The organism is Natrialba aegyptia DSM 13077 (assembly GCF_000337535.1).
GTDB classification, from domain to species: Archaea; Halobacteriota; Halobacteria; order Halobacteriales; family Natrialbaceae; genus Natrialba; species Natrialba aegyptia.
Map to the genome: position 1 here is coordinate 51,568 of NZ_AOIP01000060.1, position 21,522 is coordinate 73,089.

General features: G+C 58.7%; 16 protein-coding genes and 1 pseudogene. 7 read left to right on the forward strand and 10 right to left on the reverse strand.

Going from position 1 to position 21,522, the window contains the following annotated elements; translation table 11 throughout:
- Positions 1-138: 138 nt before the first annotated feature.
- Complete coding sequence (locus C480_RS20570) at positions 139-1,845, forward strand: nitrite/sulfite reductase (protein WP_006667589.1); 1,707 nt, start codon at positions 139-141, stop codon at positions 1,843-1,845.
- Positions 1,838-3,433, forward strand: coding sequence for a Coenzyme F420 hydrogenase/dehydrogenase, beta subunit C-terminal domain (locus tag C480_RS20575; RefSeq protein WP_049904148.1), 1,596 nt, complete (start codon positions 1,838-1,840; stop codon positions 3,431-3,433). The genes C480_RS20570 and C480_RS20575 overlap by 8 nt, the downstream gene beginning before the upstream one ends.
- A gap of 130 nt (positions 3,434-3,563) precedes the next feature.
- Here the strand turns inward: C480_RS20575 and C480_RS20580 are convergent, their stop codons facing one another.
- Positions 3,564-3,833 (reverse strand): hypothetical protein, encoded by a 270-nt coding sequence (locus C480_RS20580; RefSeq protein ID WP_049904132.1) that lies wholly within the window; start codon positions 3,831-3,833, stop codon positions 3,564-3,566.
- Positions 3,834-4,105: 272 nt separating this feature from the next.
- Here C480_RS20580 and C480_RS20585 point away from each other — a divergent pair, with 272 nt between their 5' ends.
- Positions 4,106-5,338 carry a cation:proton antiporter gene (locus C480_RS20585; protein WP_006667592.1) on the forward strand — a complete coding sequence of 411 codons (1,233 nt, stop codon included), beginning with the start codon at positions 4,106-4,108 and terminating at the stop codon, positions 5,336-5,338.
- Positions 5,339-5,412: 74 nt separating this feature from the next.
- Here C480_RS20585 and C480_RS20590 read toward each other — a convergent pair whose 3' ends face one another.
- Positions 5,413-6,024, reverse strand: coding sequence for a TetR/AcrR family transcriptional regulator (locus tag C480_RS20590; protein WP_006667593.1), 612 nt, complete (start codon positions 6,022-6,024; stop codon positions 5,413-5,415).
- A 603-nt stretch (positions 6,025-6,627) separates the two neighbouring features.
- On the opposite strand from C480_RS20590, the gene C480_RS20595 reads away from it, so the two are divergent.
- On the forward strand, positions 6,628-9,654 hold the full coding sequence (locus C480_RS20595; protein WP_006667594.1) for an efflux RND transporter permease subunit: 3,027 nt from the start codon (positions 6,628-6,630) through the stop codon (positions 9,652-9,654).
- 134 nt (positions 9,655-9,788) lie between these two features.
- Here C480_RS20595 and C480_RS20600 read toward each other — a convergent pair whose 3' ends face one another.
- Positions 9,789-10,214 carry a DUF7575 domain-containing protein gene (locus tag C480_RS20600; protein WP_006667596.1) on the reverse strand — a complete coding sequence of 142 codons (426 nt, stop codon included), beginning with the start codon at positions 10,212-10,214 and terminating at the stop codon, positions 9,789-9,791.
- Positions 10,215-10,949: 735 nt separating this feature from the next.
- Here C480_RS20600 and C480_RS20605 point away from each other — a divergent pair.
- On the forward strand, positions 10,950-11,558 hold the full coding sequence (locus C480_RS20605; RefSeq protein WP_006667597.1) for a trimeric intracellular cation channel family protein: 609 nt from the start codon (positions 10,950-10,952) through the stop codon (positions 11,556-11,558).
- Positions 11,559-12,121: 563 nt separating this feature from the next.
- Entirely contained in the window at positions 12,122-12,547 is a 426-nt protein-coding gene (locus C480_RS20610; RefSeq protein WP_006667598.1) for a DUF7539 family protein, read from the forward strand.
- Between the two features lie 853 nt (positions 12,548-13,400).
- Here the strand turns inward: C480_RS20610 and C480_RS20615 are convergent.
- From C480_RS20615 to C480_RS24870, 5 genes are all read right to left on the reverse strand, one after another.
- Entirely contained in the window at positions 13,401-14,411 is a 1,011-nt protein-coding gene (locus C480_RS20615; protein ID WP_006667599.1) for an alpha/beta hydrolase, read from the reverse strand.
- Positions 14,412-15,179: 768 nt separating this feature from the next.
- Entirely contained in the window at positions 15,180-16,700 is a 1,521-nt protein-coding gene (locus C480_RS22750) for a formate/nitrite transporter family protein (protein ID WP_083873452.1), read from the reverse strand.
- A 67-nt stretch (positions 16,701-16,767) separates the two neighbouring features.
- On the reverse strand, positions 16,768-17,334 hold the full coding sequence (locus C480_RS20625; RefSeq protein WP_006667601.1) for a DsbA family protein: 567 nt from the start codon (positions 17,332-17,334) through the stop codon (positions 16,768-16,770).
- Positions 17,331-17,861, reverse strand: coding sequence for a redoxin domain-containing protein (locus tag C480_RS20630; protein WP_006667602.1), 531 nt, complete (start codon positions 17,859-17,861; stop codon positions 17,331-17,333). Before C480_RS20630 ends, C480_RS20625 begins: the two co-directional genes overlap by 4 nt.
- A 352-nt stretch (positions 17,862-18,213) precedes the next feature.
- The gene (locus tag C480_RS24870) at positions 18,214-18,468 is read right to left on the reverse strand and encodes a hypothetical protein (protein ID WP_006667603.1); all 255 of its coding nucleotides are present in this window, start codon (positions 18,466-18,468) and stop codon (positions 18,214-18,216) included.
- Positions 18,469-18,597: 129 nt separating this feature from the next.
- Here C480_RS24870 and C480_RS20640 point away from each other — a divergent pair, with 129 nt between their 5' ends.
- Positions 18,598-19,200, forward strand: a complete 603-nt coding sequence (locus C480_RS20640; protein ID WP_006667604.1) for a sulfite oxidase-like oxidoreductase — start codon at positions 18,598-18,600, stop codon at positions 19,198-19,200.
- Positions 19,201-19,293: 93 nt separating this feature from the next.
- Here the strand turns inward: C480_RS20640 and C480_RS22755 are convergent.
- Both C480_RS22755 and C480_RS20645 read right to left on the reverse strand, forming a co-directional pair.
- Positions 19,294-20,090, reverse strand: a pseudogene (locus tag C480_RS22755) (IS6 family transposase).
- A 197-nt stretch (positions 20,091-20,287) separates the two neighbouring features.
- Complete coding sequence (locus C480_RS20645; protein ID WP_083873453.1) at positions 20,288-21,379, reverse strand: glycerol dehydrogenase; 1,092 nt, start codon at positions 21,377-21,379, stop codon at positions 20,288-20,290.
- Between the last annotated feature and the right edge of the window lie 143 nt (positions 21,380-21,522).

Consider the following 21,522-nt stretch of genomic DNA (forward strand, 5'->3'; position numbering starts at 1 on the left):
AACCGCAATCGACGAGTATCGTCAGGTCTCGCCGTATCCCGAGAGACAATCACACTCAAACCCTTCTATCCTGTGCTAGTTCGCTGGGAGAGCCGTTCCCAGGATTCGTCGGTAGCTAGTAGCCAGAGGGGAATACCAATGAATACAGTCGAACACTGGAAACAAGAAAAACACCCGCTCGACATTATCGAGGACGTCAAGGAGTACGCGAACGAGGGTCTCTCGTTCGACGAGATCGAAGACCGCGCCGGCGACGGCGAGTGGGAGCGCCTCAAATGGGCCGGGATGTACAGCCACGGCAAGCAACGCGGCTACTTCATGGTCCGCACGAAGGTTCCCGGCGGAGCGTTGCGGCCCGAGCAAGCTGCGGTCGTGGGCAAGGTTGCTGACGAATACGCCACCGCACCCGAAGAGTTCGGCGGCGCACAGCAGAACGACCTCTGGGGCGACGCGTTCGTGGACATCACCACGCGACAGGACTTCCAGATGCATTGGATAGAACTCGAAGACGTACCCGAAATCTGGGAGAAGTACGATGAAGCCGGATTGACGACGATTCAGGGGTGCGGCGATTCTGCGCGCAACGTTCTGGGATGTCCAGCGGCGGGTCTCGACCACCACGAAGTCTTCGACGCGCAACCGGTTATCGATGCGGTGTCCGAGTTCTTCACCGAAAACCGGGAGTACGCGAACCTCCCGCGGAAATTCAAACTAACGATCACGGGGTGTCGGGAGGATTGCGCCCAATCCCAGATCAACGACGTGGGTCTCACCCCCGCCAGAAAAGAAATCGACGGTGAACGCTACTACGGCTTCCACGCTCGCGTCGGCGGCGGGCTCTCGGACGGCCCCCGGATGGCCTCACCTCTCGACGTGTTCGTTCGCCCGGAAGACGCAGTCGAGTTCTGTCGCGCCGTCGCCCAGGTGTTCAAGGAAGTCGGCGATCGGCACAACCGCGGCGTCTGCCGGATGCGCTACCTCGTGGAGGAGATGGGTCCCGAAAACTTCGAGCGGGCGATTCGAGATCGTGCTACCGTTCCCCTCCGGTCGCGCGGCGAGGACCTCACCGAAGGGTACACCGGCGACCACGTCGGCGTCCACGAGCAGCGCAACGACGACCTCCGCTATGTCGGATTCAACGTCGTTGGGGGCCGGATGGGGGGCGACGAGTTGGTCGAGGCCGCCCGCGCGGCCAAAAAGTACGGCACGGACGACACCACGATTCGGCTGGCGACCGACCAGAACTTCCTCATCACCCACGTGCCCGAAGAGAACGTCGACGACCTGCTCGCCGAACCGTTCGCCGCGGAGTACCAGCCCGACCCCGGACCGTTCTCACGCGGCGCGGTGGGCTGCACCGGCAGCGAGTTCTGCAACTACGGCATCATCGAGACGAAAAAGCGCGTCAAGCGGTGGGCACGTGAACTCGACGACCGTATCGACACCCCCGACGACCTCGACGTGGTGCGGATGCACATGTCGGGCTGTTCGGCCTCGTGTGCCCAGCCCCAGATCGCGGATATCGGGTTCCGCGGTGAGACCGTCCAGGTCGATGACGACGAGCACAGCACCAACGAAGAAGGGGACACCATCGTCGAGGGCATGGACGTCGGTCTCGGCGGTTCGCTTGGCATCGACAACGAGTTCGTCGACTGGGTCGAGACCGCTGTCCCAGCCGACGCCGTCATTCCGGCTCTCGAGCGGTTATTCGCGGCCTACACCGACGACCGCCGCGACGGCGAGCGCTTCTACGAGTGGTGTCGACGCGTCGATAACGACCGGCTTCGGGCGGTCATGCAACGGGCTGATGCGAACGTTTCCGGAGGTGTCGCCGCCGATGACTGAGCGAGAGAACGGGAGCGACCGGCCGCTACCGGGAGTCCCCGACGTGAGCGACGATGGCACGAGCGGTCCGCCGGGCAACGGTAACGACCACACGAGTCGGCAGACCGGGCACACCACGAACGAGGCCGATGGCACAGACGGTGACGAACGCTGCACTGACGGGCAGTGTACCTGCGGTGCACGCGGGTCGGACGGCACGGCGGGTGACCAGGGGGCCATCGCTGACGGTGGTGCACCGGCGGCGAACGTCGACGAGAACGGCAGCCTCGGCGATATCGAGTTCACTCGGCCCGCCGACGGCGTGAGTCAAGACGTGGAACGCGGAGACGGGAAGTCGCCGGACGAGCGCGTCAACGTTCCCGATGGGGCGGCCGTCGATACGCCGGGGTATTCGATCCGTTCGGAGATGAACGACATCGAGACGCCCGACGACAAGACGTGGTTTATGGAACTCGATACGGCAGTCATCGACGAGGGTCGATGCATCCAGTGTGGCACCTGCGTCGCCGCGTGTCCCTCCGATTCCATCGGTATCGGCGACGACGGCCTGCCGGAACTCGTCAAGATGTGCACCGGCTGTTCGCTCTGCTGGGACTTCTGTCCGCGCGGCGGGCTGCGCTACGAGCGCCAGTGGAAGATCACCGGTGGGGAGGACAACGTCTCGGGCGCTGGCGATCCGATCACGGAGTTTTCCGCGCGTGTCGAAGCGAACTGGCGAGAGGGCGCACAGGACGGCGGCGTGGTTTCCTCGCTGCTGATCCACCTGCTCGAAGCCGGCGAAATCGACGGCGCGCTCATCGCCACCGAGAGCGACGAGGAGGCCTGGAAGGCGGAAAGCTTCCTTGCCACCACCCCCGAGGAAGTCATCGACAACGCGGGAAGTTTCTACAACCAGACGATGGCGCTCGGAAACCTGGACCTCGCCCAGTGGGAGCACAAACTCCCGGACAAGGATCACGAGGATCTCTCGCTCGCGCTCGTCGGGACGCCGTGTGAAATCGAGGGTGTGCGCGCGCTCCAGGACTTCGAGTGGGACTACCAGTCCCAGAACGCGGGCGTGCGCGGCGTCGAGTACACGATCGCCTTGATGTGTACGAAGAACTTCAACTATCGGAAACTCATCGGCGAGCAATTAGAAGCGAAACGCGACATCAGCCCCGACGAGATCGGCAAACTCGACGTGCTCGACGGAAACATGTACGTCTACGACGAGGACGGCGAACAGCTCCTCGCGGAGGACATCGAGAACTTTCACGGGGCCGCGCTGAAGGGGTGCGACGAATGTGCGGATTTCACCGGGTACGCCGCCGATGTGACGGTCGGCTCGGTCGGGAGTTCGGACGAGTATTCGAGCGTCATCGTCCGCACCGAGCACGGTCTCGACGCGTGGCAGCACGCAGCGCCCGACCTCGACTATCACGACCTCGAAGACCGCTCGGCGATCGGCGGACTCCAGTCGTGGGACAAAAAGAACGCGTTTGAGGCGCTCGAACGACCGTTCGACCCGGACGCGCCGCGTTTCATCGACTACACCGACCACGTCGAGAACTACGGGACTGAACTCAACCCTCACGAAGCCGACCACTGACGCAGCGGAATCCCCTCATCGTCAGCGCCGTCCGAATATTTTGGAGGCGCTCTCCGACGTTGTCCGGCCGACCTACACCGCCTCGGACGGTCTGCTGTGACGATTCCGTAGATACGGCAAACAGCAGCGTTTACGACTCGATCTTCTCGACGATTTCGCGCGCCTGCTCTTTGGCTTTCTCCTCGCCGACGGATTTCTTGATCAGGACACTCGTGACCTCCCAGTCGTCCTCCCCTTCGATTTTTCCGGTTCGTACTTCGCTCCCCTCGGAAACGGACTCTGCCGGGTTGTCCGCCCAGTCTGGTGTTCGAATCTCGTCGTACCGATCGGGGTCGCGAAAGCGGACGTGAATGTACTCGTCTTCCGCGTCCACCATCTCGATGTCTGGTATGGATGCCATAGGCGTTCTATCCGAGATGGGTGCCTAAAGGAACGGCCTGAATGCGCACAGCGGCTCGAGTAGAGTCGTAGCGTCGTAGAGGTGCGGTCCGTACCGACCCAACTACCCGAAAACGTACTCGAGTTCACCGTAGAAACGCCGACAGAAACAAGAGTCGCTGTGGTGTCGGGAGAAATACCTGCAGTGTTCGAAAGCAATGGGTTGGCTATGACTGGCGCTCCCGAACGGTGTCGATTACGTGCTCCCCAGTCGATCGAACGGAGCGGGGGATAATGGTCGAAACCGTTAGCATCGATGTTCTCGGGCTCTTGCTCGTGCTTACAGTCGCCTGGATATTCGGTGGGATAGCCGAACGAATCGGCTACCCGACGATGATGGGCGAACTGTTCGCCGGAATCGTCTTCGGCCCGCCGCTTCTCGGGCTGTTACAACCATCGAACCTTCTGGATGTCCTCTCCGAACTCGGCGTGTTTCTCCTGATGGTGTACGTCGGGATGGAGGTCGATCTTCGGGAGTTGTTCAGGCTGGGGCCACAGTCACTGTTGATCGCATTCGGGGCGTTCGTGATCCCGTTCGGATTCGGATACGGCGCGGGCATCTGGCTGGGAGTATCGACCGGAGCAGCACTGTTCCTGGGCCTTGCGATGGCCGCAACCTCGCTCGCGACGAAATCCCGAATCCTCGCCGATCTCGAGCTACTCGATACCCGTATCGCGAACGTCCTCCTCGGGGGCGCACTCGCCTCCGATGTCGGCGTCCTAATCGCCTTTGCCGCCGTCGATAGCTACGTCACGGCGGGCACACTCAACCTGCTGGAAATCGGTATGATAGTGGCGAAAGCGCTGGGCTTTTTCGTGATTACGATCGTCCTCGGTTATCGGTTCCTCCCGCTCGCCTGGGCGTACATCGAGAACCGTCGCGAACGGTACGGATTCGTCGATAAAACGACCGCCTTCATGTTCGCCCTGCTCGTTTCGCTCCTGTTCGCCCAATTAGCGACGCTCGCGGATCTCCACATGATTATCGGCGGGTTCGTCGCCGGCATGTTCCTCCGTCAATCGGACGTCGAGCCGTCGCTGTACGAGCACATACATACGGTCATCTACGATCTCGCGATGGGGTTTTTCGCCCCGGTGTTTTTCGTGATCGTCGGCTTCGACATCACCTTCGACGTCTTCTTCGATTCGTTCGGGATTCTCGTCGTCCTCGTCGCCATCGCATTCCTCGGCAAAATAATCGGTTCGTGGCTCTTTGCACTGCCAACAATGCTCACCTCGCGAGAAGGACTCGTCGTCGGATTCGGGATGAACGGCCGCGGAACCGTCGAGATCATCATCGCGTCAGTCGCACTTTCGGCCGGCGTAATCGATTCGCAGTTGTTCTCGATCCTGGTCTTCATCGCAATCTTCACGACCGCGCTGGTCCCGATTACCGTCACCTGGGGGGTACGACTGCTCGAGAGCGCCGACGAACTCGTCTATGTTGACGCCGAAGAGCCGAGTTAGCCGCTACTCCCTAACCCGAGACGCGTTCGACGAGCACAGGACCTGAGCGGTCACTGGCGATCCGACCACCGTCGTCACTCCGGACGGAGAAGACGCGCCCGAAGACACTGATCGAACATGGCGCGACCCGCTCTCAACACGTCGTCGTCATCGCTGGTGACGCGCTGTGTCATCGTGCCGACGAACACGATTTGAAAGAGTGCTGCTGTTTCCTGCGGATCGACCTCCTGAAAGACACCCTGTTCGATACCCGACTGAATCGTGTGTGCGACGTGTTTTCGGACGAATCGATCGCTTCGAGTGAAATACTCGCGATAGGCTTCGTCGTGAGCGGCCTGTGTGCGAAGTTCGAGCAGCGCCTGCGTGAAGTGAGGATTCTTTTCGGTACTCCCGAACGCAAACGTGCGGTCGACAATATCTGCAATGTGTTCGTCAGCACTTCCGTCTCGGTACGCCGGCATCTGTCCTTCGAGTTCAGCCAGCATGAACTCGAGGAAGTCGAGGAGAAGGTCGTCTTTGCTATCGTAGTGGTGGTACAACAGCGATTTACTCTTCGGGAACTCGTTTCCGATCCGTTGGATCGTGAGATCGCTGTAGCCGTGTTCACAGAGAGCATCGTACGTGGCCTTCATGATGGCCCCGCGAGTGTCGTCAGGCTCGTCGAGGAACGAGGGTAGTTGCGTCATCGGTGGCGGATAGCAGTGACGCGGTTACCCGACCCGTCGCCGGTGTCATCCTGTCGGAACACGACACAATCAGCCTCTGAACGGATAGACGATAGAGACCCGCCCCGATAGAGCCGTTCGTTCGGAACACCGGAGTTGTACTGGTTCCGGTTCACTCCTGTAATAGCACCCATTCTAGATAGTGTCTCGTAGCCCTACATACAAATATTGATTGAATGGTCAATCATGTGCAAGGACGATACAGTAACTGTTCGACACGGTAACCGGTAGTACGCTGAGACGAAGTGAGAAGATTGATGGGAGTTAATTGAATATTCAGTCAGTAGATGCGCGAGAAACAGCGAGTAGCGATCGAAACGAGCAACCCGACGGGGGATGTCGTGGATGCTGCAGATTCGGTACAGAGAACGGCGTCGAACCCGTTACGAACCGGTCTCAGGCACCGTCGGTACGCGGTCACATCCCGCCAGCGTGATGGAAAATGACGTTGGCGCAGAACCGGCAACGAAGGAGCGGTGTCTCGTGCTCTCAGTGTCACGACTACCCGACAGATAGCCCGCAGAAAGGGGGGCGCAAAAGAGCGCACGGAGGCCGATTCGGCAGATGAGCTGGCTCGATCGCTTCGCGGCGATGGTCACGAGCCACAGCCGGGCCGTGATCGCCCTCATGCTCGTGCTCACGGTGGTCACGGGTGCCGGTGCCGGAATGATCGAGCAGTCCTCCTCGCTCGATCAGTTCCAGAGTGACACCGCAGAATCGGAGAAACTGAACTACATCGAGGAGAACTTCTCGACCGGCGCGAACAATACGACGACAGCGCAAGTGATCGTCAAAGGGGACAACACGCTCACTCAGGAGTCGCTGCTCGAGACGCTCCGACTGCAACAGTCGTTCCGGGAGAACGAGACGATCAACCGGACCCTCGCCGACGAGCAACCCACGGTTGGCGTGGCGAATCTCGTCGCAATCTCGTCCATCACCGGCGACCAACAGCGCGAGCTCGAGGCGACGGCCGCGGAGTTCGAACAGTTAAACGCAACCGTTCAGGAGGAACGCGCTTCGCTGGAACAACGACAGAGCGAGGTGAACGCGACGCAACAGGATCTCCGGGCGGCCCTCGAGACGCTTCGTGCAGACCAATCGGCGTCGCCGCAGGAACAGTTCGAAGCCGTTCGTGCAAACTCGTCGGTTGAACTCGACGAGACGCAGTATGCGACGTTCAACGAGTCGGCACAGCTCCTTCGGACCGCCGACAACGAGTCCCAGATAGAAACGGCGTACCAGCGCGGCACCCAGGGCGTCCTCGCCGACGAGTACGCGGCGCTCGAACAGCGCAGCGCGGATCTCGAATCACAGGGCGAGCGACTGGCTGAACTCGGTAATCAACTAGAGACCCAACAAGCAGCCCTGGAAAACGCCACCTCGCCCACGCTGCAGGAACAGATCGACGCGGTCGACGCGATGAACGCCACGACCTACGAGCGGACGCTCGAAACCGTCCTGAGCGAGGATTCATCCGAGCAGATGAACGGATTGGCGTTCATGCCGACGAGCTACGACGCGAGTTCCACGAGTGCGAACGCGACGATGCTGTTGGTTACGCACCAGACCGACGGCGGGGATGGCGGTCAAGGCGGGATGGCATCCGACGAACTCGTCGACGCACAACTCGCGATGCAATCCCTGGCGAACGACGGCGCCGACGGTGATACATCGGACGTTATCGTCTTCGGCGGCGGGATCATGGGCGAAGAGATCAACAACTCGATGGGCGATAGCCTCGCGATCGTCGGGCCGCTCGCCCTGCTGTTCGTCGTCGTCGCGCTGATCGTCGCCTACCGCGATCTCCTGGATATCCTCCTCGGGCTAGTCGGCATCGCCGTCGTCCTCGTCTGGACGTTCGGCTTCATGGGCTGGGCCGATATCGACTTCAACCAGATGTTCATCGCCGTTCCAGTCCTGCTCATCGGGCTCTCGATAGACTACGCGATCCACATCTTCATGCGCCACCGCGAACAGCGTCAGAACGGTGGTGCGTACGGGGACGACGACGCCCGCGGCTCGATGCGAGTGGCACTGGCCGGCGTCGGCATTGCACTCGTGTTGGTGACCGCGACAACGGCGATCGGCTTCCTCTCGAATCTCACGAGTCCGGTCCCACCGATTCAGGACTTCGGGATCGTGAGCGCGGTCGGTATCACGGCCGCCCTGCTCGTCTTCGGCGTCCTGATTCCGGCACTCAAAGTTGAACTCGACGGCTTCCTCGAAAATCGTGGGTTCGATCGGAAAAAGCGCGCGTTCGGGACGGGTGGCGGCCGGTTTAGCCAGGTCCTATCAACCGGTTCGACGGCAGCACGACGGATACCGATCGTCATCATCCTGGTCGCGGTCCTCGTGAGTGCAGGCGGTGCATACGGCGCGACGCAGGTCGACACCAGCTTCAATCAGGAGGACTTCATCGCGGAGGACCCGCCGGAGTGGACGAACAACCTCCCCGGACCGCTCGAGCCCGGCGAGTACTCGATGAAGGAGAATCTCGAGTTCGTCAACGAGAACTTCGTTCGGGAGGACTCGCAAGCGCAGATCCTCGTCGAGGGGAACGTAACCGATCCGGAGACGTTACAGCAGCTCTCGGACGCCGAGAACGAGACTGCAGACAGCGATGTTGCTGCCACCCTCTCGAGTGGTGAGGCCAACATCCAGAGCCCGCTCGGAACGATGCAGCAGGTCGCCGCCGAGAACGAGTCCTTCAACGCGACGTTTGCCGCAGCCGATAGTAACGGCGACGGGATCCCCGACCGGAACATCGAGCAGGTGTACGACGAACTGTTCGAGGTCGCTCCCGACGAAGCGGCCGGCGTCATCCACCAGACCGATGACGGCGACTACGAGGCCGTTCGGATGGTCATCTCGACGAGCGGGACCGCGGCCATGAGCGACGTCACGACCGAGATGCAATCTATCGCAGACGGCATCGACGGGACCGGGGTCGAGGCTACGGCAACCGGCCAGACGATCCTGTTCGACATCGTTCAGGGGCAGTTGATGGACACGGTCATCGAGAGCCTGCTGATCACGCTCGTCGCCGTCTTCGCGTTCCTGATGATCGCCTACCGGATCACGGAAGGAAGCGCAACGCTCGGCGCGGTAACGCTGTTGCCGGTCGTCTTCAGCGTCTCGTGGATTCTCGGGACGATGTACCTGCTCGGAATCCCGTTCAACGTCATGACGGGGATGATCACGAGCCTCACCGTCGGGCTCGGCGTCGCCTATAGTATCCACATGAGCGAGCGGTACAGCCTCGAGCTGAAACGAACCGGCTCCGTCTGGAAAGCGATGTCCCGGACGGTCACCGGAACGGGCGGCGCACTGCTTGGCAGCGCGGCGACGACCGTCGGCGGCTTCGGCGTCCTCGCGTTCGCCATCCTGCCACCGCTACAGCAGTTCGGGATCATCACCGGACTGACGATCATCTACGCGTTCCTCGCGAGCGTGCTCGTGCTCCCGAGCCTGCTCGTCGTCTGGACGAAGTATCTCGGTCCGGACGTCTCCTTCGACGCTCCGAGTCGATCAGGCGGTCCCGCCGCCAGCGACGGCGGGCAAGCGATCCAGGACCGTACTGAGGAGTAACCGAACTCGGGTCGTTACGGCGCTTTTTACTCTCAATCCGAGGACGAGTTCACCCAGACAGCTTCGCGCCGTGGCTCTCAGAGACTGTCCGATGGAGGAGTCACAAAACGACAGCGAGCAAAACTACCCCGAGTTCAGAATCGATCGTCCGACGAATTGTGGGCGTCGGTCCACGTCGAGTCGTCGTCCGCTGCTGTCGACTGCACCTCGCTCCCGCACCACGGGCAGAACGCGACATCAGCGTCGAGTTCACGATAGCAGGACGAACAACGGGATTCCTGTGCGACGGCGAGTTGGACGTTGTGCCGTTGAGCGATGAGATACGCGTCGATGACGCTTAGAAGGCCGACGACGAGAAGCGGAGCGCCATCCACGAGGTCGGCTGAGGCGGGGTTCGCGAGCGTCGACTCCGGGACGAGGAATGCGCCGACGAGCACCGCGAAGATCGCCCATCCGAGTGCTCGTTTCCAGCGGCGAAGATACAGTTGTCCGAGTCCGGTGATAAGAAGCCCGAGTCCTGCTGCAAGCCACGGTCGCTTGCGGGATGTCGACTGGTCCATACCCTAGCTGAATGGCCAGTCAGTGGTAAATCTTCTCCCCCCGCTCCGTGCGTGACGGATCGCAACGACCGTGATCACGAGCAGAGCGTCGATCGAGGCATCGTTCTGTAACTGAACTCGTGGTAGAAACGGATCCGCCGATCGATATCCACGCACGTCCGAAGACGCGAGTACTCTCCTTGCGATTGATAGCTCCGCCGCAGGTCGCTAACCGGCGACATCGGCGAGGGCAAGTCACCGATCCAAACGGCCAGCCGAACCGGGGGACGATTTCGAGTGACTGGGAATCGGGTAGAAGTTGATAACGGTGGGGTGGAATGCACTATCCGTCGCGCACCGGTGCGCGACAGCGATCCAATCAGCACCCACTAACCACTCCCGTTGTCGCCAGCGATGGGTTGCCCCCACCCATCGCCTGATCTCCCGCTTTTCACGGCCGACACTGGTTCGCTACGGATAGTTGCAAAGCGAGCGAGCGGGAGCGTACCGTTCAGGTAGTCACCCCGCTCACAAAGCGTTCAGGCGTATAGCTCCGCTGAACTCGCAGCGGGGAGTGGGGAGGAGGTTGGAACCCAGCGATACGTGCAGGGCAGACAGTTATCGCACGGACTCCGTTGCAGGTGGCTTGAGTGGAAGAAGGTGCGTGATACGTAGTACTCAAGAGACTCGCTCTCATAGGCGAGCGCAGTGAGTCAGGACGTCATCGCACTACTATTCGGCGATCCATTTGCCGTGATGAATACGATCGGCTTGGTTGCGTTCGCACTCGTTGGATCCTCAAAGGCGATCCGTGAGGAGTTCGACCTGTTCGGGGTTACCATCGCTGGACTGGCAATGGCGTTTGCTGGTGGAGCAACGCGCGATCTCCTCGTGACACGAGTTCCACTAGCACTCCAGTCACCGATCGAAATCGGCCTGGGGCTACTCGGAGTTGGCTTGGCAATCGCGCTGAGCGTCGTTCTATCGTCGCCGGAAACGCATCCAGTCACCCTTATCTCGGATGCTATCGGACTCGCTGCCTTTACGACGACTGGCGCTATCGTCGCAACTGAGGCGGGTGTTTCGGCGTTCGGTATCGTCGCTATTGCGACGATCAACGCCGTCGGCGGTGGTGCGTTTACAGATATTCTCCTCGATCGAACCCCGTTTATTCTCTTCGAGGATTTCTATGCGAGTTGTGCAGTCCTCGGTGGAAGCGCATACTGGCTCGTGGGAACGGTAGGGGCGGCCGGGAGCGCGGCTGCTGTAGTGTGTGCGGTAGTGACCGTTGTGACTCGGTTAGCGGCGGTTGCTTACGACTGGAATCTCCCGACGGTGCAGAATTCAGGACGACTGAGCAATTAGTCGGTTATAACGAACGGGTCCCGGGTCAGTTTCCCGTTCCTGTGTAACAGCTGGTTCAGACAAAGTGACTGCTCCCGCTCGGCAAGCGTTAAATGGTCACCGATACGATAGTAACCGAGACGGCTCGAAAAGTAGTTTCAGACCGGCTCAATTCGATCAATCGATAAATCGCTTTGAGGCTGACGGGAACCAGCTCACTGTAAGCAGTTACTATGCCGCTGCAAGAACTCCTATAGTAGCCACTGAAAGTCAGTGCGCACCTGATCGTGCGACAGCTGTACGATCAGTGTATAAGCCGTTTCAGTTGTTACTATAGCACCACGATCGATCGAATTCGGCACAGCCGGATGAAGCGCCTGCAAGACGGTACTGAACCGGACAGTCCGTGATCAGTACTGCTCTCCTCGAGCGAAATTCGAGTTCGGCGGTAAAAAGCTACTTCGTACCGCTCGTCGTTTCGAACGACGGACGATGAAACGGATTCTGGGAGACGAAAACCGGCCCTCCGCGCACGTCGTCACGAACTCGGTGAGTGCGACGAGTACCACAACCGGTGAGAAGACATGAGCGGCGTCGCTCCCGATCGAGTGCAGTTACGACGCGCCAGAGAGCAGTTAGAAGGGTGGAAATACGGTGCACGGGACGCAGCGTTCTCCGACTTCTTCGAAACAGCGGACCCCGCACTGACCACCGAGGACCTCCGACTCCTCGACGAGATAGATTCTGATCTCACACGACGGGACGGATCCGGTCTGTGGGGGGCTGACGAGTACGGAATCGTTTCGGAAGGACCGCTCGATGCCGACACACCACTGGTCGTGTGTACATATCATCCCGAAATACCCGATCAGGAGTATCGAGGAGCAGCGGGTCTCGACGAGGCGACCCGAGAGACCTTCAACGAGGTGCTCTGGGAGTACTGTGAACGTGTTGCCGGTCACATCCAATCGGAACTCGAGGCATTTCTCGAGCCCACTCGATCGGACTGATCACTGCGCGGCTTTACTGCACACCCACGCCGTCGCAAGCCCCTACAGATAATATTTCTGTTCATACAAACGGAACTCGATATTGTGTATTGGATACAATAATAGACAACCAGAGATGATCCTGAACATCACAATCTTCGGATAAGAAGGCACTGATCCAGCCGCTAGGTTTCTGCATCAATTAACCGAGAAACACGAGTTCTCCCGAAAGACTAGTTCTCGTCGATCTCTGCTGATCCCGCTTCCGTCTCTCGATTACGTTGAGCGAGCAGCTCGACTATCTCGACCGGAACCCGATCGAAAAGTGATTTCCTACCTCGACGGTTCGAGGTAACCGTTTCCAGAACTCGTGAGTCGGCAATCGAGAAAGCAGTGAAGATATCTTGGGAAGATTAAACACTACTATAACACACAGACCCTATACCTATCACTGAAACATATATTCTAGCGACCGTGCTAAACTAGACAGTGCCGGGAACGATAACCAATTATTTATCGACTATCTCCTGCCGGTAATTGAAAGTAACACCGTATTTTTATCCGTTTTAGCTTTCGTTCTAGATAGCAGCGGTGTTACTCGAGTGCTGCTGCCGTCTGCGCTCAATAGTTTACATTCGTACTATTGTAACTCCCTTCGCCGATCCTGAATGAGGGTTTGACCGTACAAACAGTATTTTGTTGTCATTATTCCCTCTGTTCCAGTGACCAAGATACCGTTGTATCGTTTTTCTAGCCAGCGGCGCAAGTACATCGTTCGCATGGCCGTAAAGCAAACCCCAGGTACCGGCAAAGCGCTGTCGGCCTCCGATCAAAAATACGGATATCGACCGCCCTAGACACCTACTGAGTACGATTACTCGAAGGCCTCACGAAGTGCTTTGCCGGCCCGTTCTTGCACATCAGCACCCGCTTCGACTGCGGGAAACGGATCCGCAAGCTGGCTCATGTTGGCAAAGTCGTGGATCATATCTTCGTAGTGGGTATGCTCGACGGAGACGCCTGCAGCTGCGAGCGCTCTCCCGTACGCGAACTGTTCCGTTCGGAGCGGATCGTAGCCGCTGGAGTACATAGTTACCGGAGGGAGTTCGGCGAGAACTCGCTCGGGAGCGCGTAATGGGGAGGCTCGAAGGTTTGCACCGTCGATATCGTTGCGGAGATAATGGTTCCAGAACCAGACCATTCCTCGGGTCGTTAAGAAGTAATTCTCGGCATTTACTTCGTACGATTCGGTGTCAAAGGAATGGTCGGTGACGGGATAGAACAGCACCTGGTGGTCGATCTCGGGGGCACCGAGTTCCTTCTCGACGGCCATCTGTGCGACTACCGTTGCGAGGGTGGCGCCCGCACTCTCACCGGCGACAGCCAACCCTGCACCCGCACCGAGCTCTGCGGCGTTGTCGGCAGTCCATTTGGTCGCCACGTAGGCATCTTCCACGGCCCCTGGGAAGGGGTGTTCCGGCCCTTTTCGGTAGTCAACGGAGACGACGACGCACTGGCCGTGATTTGCCACTGAACGAGCGACTTTGTCGTGGGTATCGATAGAACCGACGACCCACCCGCCGCCGTGGAAGTAGACGACTGCCGGGAGTGTTTGATCCGGGTCCGGATCGTAGATTCGAACGCGGATGTCACGCGCGTACGCCGGGATTTTGCGGTCATCTACCGAAGCCACCGGTTCAGGTTCGACATCCGGGGTGAACAGGTCGCCAAGGAGCGTTCGGGCTTGTTCGGGCGACAATTGCGTAAGATCGGGGGCACCCTCATCCTCCAGCGTATTTAACAGTGCTTGGGCATCCGAATCGAGTTCTTCGGCGCGGAGTTCGTCGGACTCGATTTCCGACTGCGTGTGATCGATCTGCATCATAGTTCTCTCAGTATCTTGTGACTTACCGTCGTTCAACCGTATAGACCGCACCGAGCGTCGGCTGGCGACTTCGTCAAATCACCCGTCTTCGCCGGCGTAAATGGTAGTTGCTATTGTTGCAGGGAAACCGGAAAATTCACACAGTAGTTGCAGGTGAAGGAGATATATACGTCACACACAGAGAGTGCTTTGCGGTATAAGAGGTTGTTTCGCCATTTCTAGACTCAATTCAGGCTCTCGTTCAAAACCGGCTAGAGTGTAGGGAGAGACCCGTATCGTATACGGCGTGGTGAGATCACGAACGGATTAGCAATCGAAGAAACCGTGACGCTACGTCGGGATTGTGTACCCCGAATCGCTAGTCAACGGGGTTAGATTCCCCGTCAGATGCGGTCTTCGTCGCTATATGCCGGTAGTCAACGGCTGGATGCGGGTGAAACAATTCCCAAACCCGAGTACACCCTAGTCTCCGCTGAAGCGATGGTTGACAGCGTTTCCGTACCTGTGGATTTAGAACTCGTGGCGCGGGTGGTGCTCGGAGTCGGCATCCTGGGTCGGGTAGAATGGCGAGTGGGTTCCACCGACGACACTGAGAAATTGGTGTTGACATACGAGCGTCTCGGCGTGAGATTATCGCACGCTTCGGGGACGAGTTCAGCAATAGCGTCGATGGGATCAGGGATTCGTCTCTCGGTTGCGTATATCAGTCGCCGTCTTCGGCGTGTGCTCTTCGTCGTTGGAACGATCGAATCAAGATACCATCGGCACTCATTCGGAGGGGGTTTCACTTGTATCGGCATCATCGCGACGCGGTGTTGCGGTGAGTCGTTCTATCAGACGGGTTCCGAATACCCATTCTGGCCAGGAGAGTTCACGGCGTTGCTGACCTCGGTCGGGGAAGTGACGGATTTCGGTCATACTGTAGTTCACAAGAGCGACAAACACGACGCCACCGACGGTATTGCCGAGAGCAACCGGGACGAAAAATTGAGTGAAAACGGTGAGAAGTCCCGCTTCGCCGGCAAACACCAGGAACAGTACTTCGCAGGCTCCGACGACACAGTGGAACAGTTCCGTGGCAGGGACCGTAAACATGATCAAGTACACGATGAAGAATCGTGAGAGTGAATCTCGCGCGGCGTGGACGAGCCAGACCATCGTTGCGACAAGTCCACCGGCGAATGTGCCTTTGTAGAAGAGCCCTGACCACGAGACGCTCAATGCATGCTCGCCGAATTGCTGTGCCGTCTCGGCGGTTTCCGGGGTAAAGACAGTCGTGGTAGCGAGGAGATAGGCGACGATTCCCGCGCCGATGACGTTCGCAGCAAGAACGATTCCCCAGAGGCGAAGGAGTTGCGGGAGGCTTGCAAATCGCGTCAAGACGAGTGTTACCGGCGTTAGTGTATTTTCGGTGAATAGCTGGTAGTTTCCGAGGACGATAATTATGAACCCGATCGGATAAAGGATGTTCCCGATCCCGGTCGGGTCGCCCGGGTAGGCCGTCGTCATGGCTGCTCGTGCGAGGAACGTCCCCCCGACGCTAATGCCAGCGGCGAGGCCACTGAAAAACAGGAGTTGTTTGCTCCGATCGATATCTTCGTACGCAGTCGCCGTGACCCGCTGAAAAATTTCGTCCGCAGAAAAACGGTCACGCACTGCCTCGCCCGCTGCAGGCGCACCCTGGCGGGATCTGTCGATCGTCTCTCGAAGCTCGCGGTTCTCCCGTTGCATCGATTGTTCGATATCGATGAGATTGCCTGCGCTGGCGATAGTGGCGAGTAACGAGTCGAGAGTGAGCGGCCCGTCGTAGCGCTCACCGTTAATGAAGAAGGTTGGAACGCCGTTCACGCCGCTTCTCACGCCGCTCTGAATGTCCTTCCGAATCCGCCGTTCGTGCGTCCCGGTATCTAATTCGGCCGTGAATCGATCGATATCGAGGGCGAGTTGTTCAGCATACCCGAGAAGATCCTCTCGAGTAAGCGCGTCCTGGTGTTGGTAGAGGAGATCGTGCATCTCCCAAAAGTGGCCCTGTGCGCCCGCGGCCTCGGCGGCTTCCGCTGCCTGTTGTGCGCGCGGATGCTGTTGCGTTAATGGAAAGTTCCGAAACACGAGTTTCAGCCGGGTTCCGATCCGGTTTTGGATCCGTCGGATGGCCGGGTAAATATCTCCGCAATACGGGCATTCAAAATCGCTGTATTGGACGAGCGTCACGGCGGCCCCATCGGAGCCTCGAATGTGATCGCGTCCGCTAACCGGCATCTCTAGCGTTTGTCTCTCAGTCTCACTCATAGTATTTTACGGTAGTACTGTGTTTGGGACGACTGTACACGCGTTGGTAGAGATATCGGCAGTCTCATCACCGACTCGATGAAAGCACTCGCTGAATTGCAGTCGATAACGGGGACGGGGACCACGAGCCGTCGTAGCGTTCGCCGTTGATATAGAACGTCGGCGTTCCGTTGACCCCCGAACGAGCCCCGCCGACGAACTGTTCGTGGATTCGATCTTCGAAGGCGTGACTTGCGAAGTCGCTCCGAAACCGCTCGGGATCGAGACCGAGTTGTTCGGCGTACGTAATCAGCGACTCGTCGTCGAGAGCGTCCTGGTTTTCGTAAAGCAGATCGTGCATCGACCAGAATTCCTCTTCGCCCTGCCCACCGGCGGCTTCGGCCGCCTCGGCGGCGTGTTGGGCGTATTCGTGTATGGACGTGAGCGGGAAGTTCCGGAAGACGAACCGCAGATCGTCTCCGAACTGTTCTTGCACGTCCTTGATGAGAGGATACGCCTGCCCGCAATACGAACACTGGTAGTCGCCGTACTCGACGAGCGTGACGGGGGCATCGTCGGGGCCCTGCTGGTGGTCGTCCTCAGTCACGGGAACAACCAGTTGGGAAACGGCGGATCGGGTCGGGTCGCCACTCATCGCCCCTCCTCCAGCTCGACGGTCGTGGAAAGGGCCTCGAGTTCACGAAGAATACCGTCGGCACCGGGATTGATCCCGACTGGAGAGACGTAACTCCATTGAATGATACCGCCGGCATCGATGACGAACAGCGCCCGTTCGCTCGTTCCGACATCATCGCGATACACGCCGTAGGCTTTTGCGATGGCACCTTTCGGCTCGAAATCGGCGAGTAGTGGGAAGTGGATATTCCGGTCTTCCTCGAAGGCGCGATGACACCAGACGCCGTCCACCGAGACGCCGAGTAGTTGGGCACCGTGGGCCTGGAACTCCGGGAGGAGTTGGTTGTACAGCGACAGCTGGTCGCCACAGGTAGGGCTCCAATCGGCCGGATAGAACGCGAGTACGACCGGCTGACCGTGAAAATCGCTCAGCGAAACGGTTTGGTCAGGTGTCGTTGGGAGCGTAAACTCCGGTGCGCGCGTCCCCGCCGATAGCGGCTCGCGGTGGATTTCTCCCGACGAGAGAGTGTAATGATCGGTGCTCATGCTGATGCCTCGAAAGCGTCACGTTCGCTGCGTATATAAACTAGTCACTGGTGGCTGTACTGGCCAGCAACACCGAGACGGAATCGGAGACTGTTCCCGCATTAGGCGTACCGGTGGCCCGCTGAAACGAAGTATCGCAGCCGGGGAGCGTTGTGCGACTGCCCGACACTGGAGACGAGTATTTCGGTCGAACTGGGTATCCGGAGAATCAGCGGTCCCGTAATCGACGTCTCCAGCGCCATCGTTCCGGAAGAACGAATCCAGTATTGATTCTCGTTTGGAACGAGGTCTCATGTACTATGGATGGAAGACGAGTCCGTTCTTCCGACGGAATGATCTCAACGGAGCAAAATTATGTATCAGATCTGTTTCGGTCATTTCCGTGTTCTTCGCAGAGAATATCTCCCGTGTTCGTGTCGAAAAAGAATCCGTCACCCGGTTTGATCTGTTTCCCATCGGCATCACAACCGTCCGCGTGGTGTAAGAAGTATTTCCCGTCGTCCCGTCCGGTTTCCAGGCGTCCCGCTTGGACGGCAAACCGAACGAGCCCCTCTCCGATCTGTGTTCGTTCGGGTGAATCGGCCATTTCGAAGTGAATGAGCGGCATGGTGATCAGGGCAACCCACGAACGCCAGCAAAAAAATACCATCCCCTGCGACGCCGCACATCAAATACGTATGAGAGGGTGACGATTGTCGGGCGGGGATTCTTATAGCGTCCGCTGCTGAAACGGGATATGGTGGACAGGAACGCAACGTCCATTTACGAGGAGTTCGGCGAGAGTCGATTACCGCCCGGACAGAGCCGAACGAACCGCTTTCCGGTGCTCTCGAAGAGCGGTACACCCTCGCAGGATATGGAGACGTGGGAGTTCACCGTTACTGGCGCCGTCGAAAACGAACTGTCGTATTCGTGGGACGAGTTCAACGAGCTTCCCCAAGAGACTCAACGTCAGGATTTCCACTGTGTAACCGGCTGGAGTCGGTTCGATAACGAGTTCACCGGCGTTCCGTTCCCGACGCTCGCCGAACGCGCTGCCGTTCGAGACGAGGCCGAGCACGTTCTGTTTCACGCGGGAGATGGATACACAACGAACCTTCCGCTCGATGAGTGTCTGCGCGACGAGGTGCTGTTTGCGCTCGAACTCGATGGGCAGCCCCTGCCATCGGAACACGGCGGGCCCCTTCGCGTCGTAACGCCGCAGCTATACGCCTATAAAGGTGCCAAGTGGGTGACGGGCGTCGAGTTTCGTTCCGAACCGAAGCAAGGCTACTGGGAGAAACGGGGCTACTCGAATACCGCAAATCCATGGGAGGAAGAACGATACAGTACGTTATAGGGTTGAGTAGTGAAACGGGAGAAGAGTGGATCCGTGCAAATCGGCGCGCCATCAGAGCTTGCATTCCGGATGGGAGAGACCGAGCAGGAACGGTTACTCTGTGCCGCCATCGGCGAGAGCATATTTGCTTTCGTTATTTCCCAACAAGAAACGGAGAATAAATAGAGAACGACAGCTGGCGCTGTCTAGTTCAGAATCCTTTGACTGGCGCTTTCTATCGAGAGGTTGGCGCGGTCTATGTGGACATAGTAATGCACGTGCCGTTCAAGTCTCTCTCAGATGGTTGCCCGACTAACCACCCACGAGTTCTGGAAGCGGTCGACACGCATTTTGAGCGTGTGAAACCACTTTTCAATGAGGATTCGGACGGTATAGGTAACCCAACCGCTCAGCCCTAAGCGAGCAAGGGCAGTCCGATAACCGAATAGGTCGACGAGAAATTCAGCATCTAAAAGATCGTGTTTCTCACGAAGTCCATGCAGGAATACAGCCGCGGGATCAGTGCCATGTCGTCCAAACAACGCGACATCAAGAATCAACTTTGACCCAGTGTCTATTGCAGTATACAACCAAGACCACTCACCAGTAATCTTGACAGTGGTCTCGTCGACAGCGACCTATGACGGCGTCGCCGTCGGCGGATCGCACTAACTGTCAGGCAGGCGACGTACCCAGTTCTATACCGCTCCATGAAAGCGTTCAGGACCTAATTAAGCGAGAATCGCTGTTGTCTCTCGAATAGAACAACCAGTCCGGTGGAGGCGGACGACGACGCTCGTCAGGGCGTTCGTCATCCGCTTGTTCTCCCAAAATTCTTCTAAATCCCCCTCATAGCTCTCGCTGAGCAGGTTTGGGACCGCTCTAGCTAATTCACTCAACGACCTGTTCATGTCTCAAAACAGGCTCAACGAGACAGTGCCAGACAGTGCCGACTAACGAATAATACAAACGGATTATTCAGTGGCGAGACGAGACGAACATATCAGACGATTCGCTCATGGACTTCGCCGGGTGCGGGACATATCCGAGACGGTGAACTCGACGAACACATCTTCGTCTTAAATACTTCCGAAAGAGAATAGTCGATCTACGCCAGCCGTTTGGAACCGAGTTCATCGGCAGCGATCATCGCGTCGCGGACCTCGTCGCTGCTGACGTCGAATGCGTTGTGAATGGTTTCCTCGTCGGCGACGGTCGCCTGCGCAACTCGGTCGAGATCGTCCTGCGAGGGATTGTCGACGCCGAGTTCGGCGAGCGTCACGGGGAGATCCGTGGCTACCGAGAAGTCGATGATGTCCTCGATGAAGGCGTTGCTTCGTCCTTCGAGGACGAGTTGCGTGAGCGTCCCGAAGTTCACCTTCTCGCCGTGGGTTGCGTGGTGAGTATCTTCGAGTTGCGTGAGTCCGTTGTGGATCGAGTGGGCGGCCGCGAGACCGCCGTTCTCGAATCCGAGTCCACTCAGCAGGGTGTTCGCCTCGACGACCGCTTCAACGCTCTCGGTGACGATGCCGTTTTCGACGGCCCGTATCGACGACACGCCGTGATCCCGCAACAGGTCGTAACAGAGACTCGAGAGCGAGTGTGCGGCGTAGGTGGGATCCTCGTCGAAGAAGTTCGCGCCGCCGGTCCTGTGAACCGCATCGGCCTCGAACCATGTCGCCATCGCGTCCGCGATCCCCGACGTGAGGAATCGAACGGGTGCACCGGCGATAACCGACGTGTCGACGAGCACTACGTCCGGGTGCGACTCGTAGAAACGGTACCGTTCGAACTCGCCGTCTTCGGAGTAGATCACGGACAGGCTCGAGGTCGGCGCATCAGTCGAGGCGATCGTCGGCATCGAAACCATCGCCCCGCCCGCGTTCTCCCGAACTGCTTTGGCTGTATCGAGCCCTTTTCCGCCGCCGGCACCGACGATCACGTCCGCGTCGATTTCCCGGGCGACCTCCGTTATCCGGTCGATCTCCGTCTCGGAGGCCTCCCCGCCGAACTCCTCGAGCGTCACGTCGACGTCACTTTCCTCGAGACTCGCTTCGGCCCGGTCGCCGATGATCCCGAGAACGTCCGAATCGCCGATCACCAGCGCGGTCTCCGCGATCGGCGCGACTTGGTCGCCGAGCTGACTGAGCGCGTCGCGTCCTTGAACGTACTCCATCGGAGATTTAAACGATCGAATCACGAGTTCACTTCCCACGACGAGGACGAAGAAGCACCTGCTTGCAAAATATACCATCGCTCTTCTGTAGGAGATTGTTGATACCGCTCAGCTGTGGCTGTCGAATCAAAGAGGACAAGGACACCGCGTCAGCGGTGTCCGATACG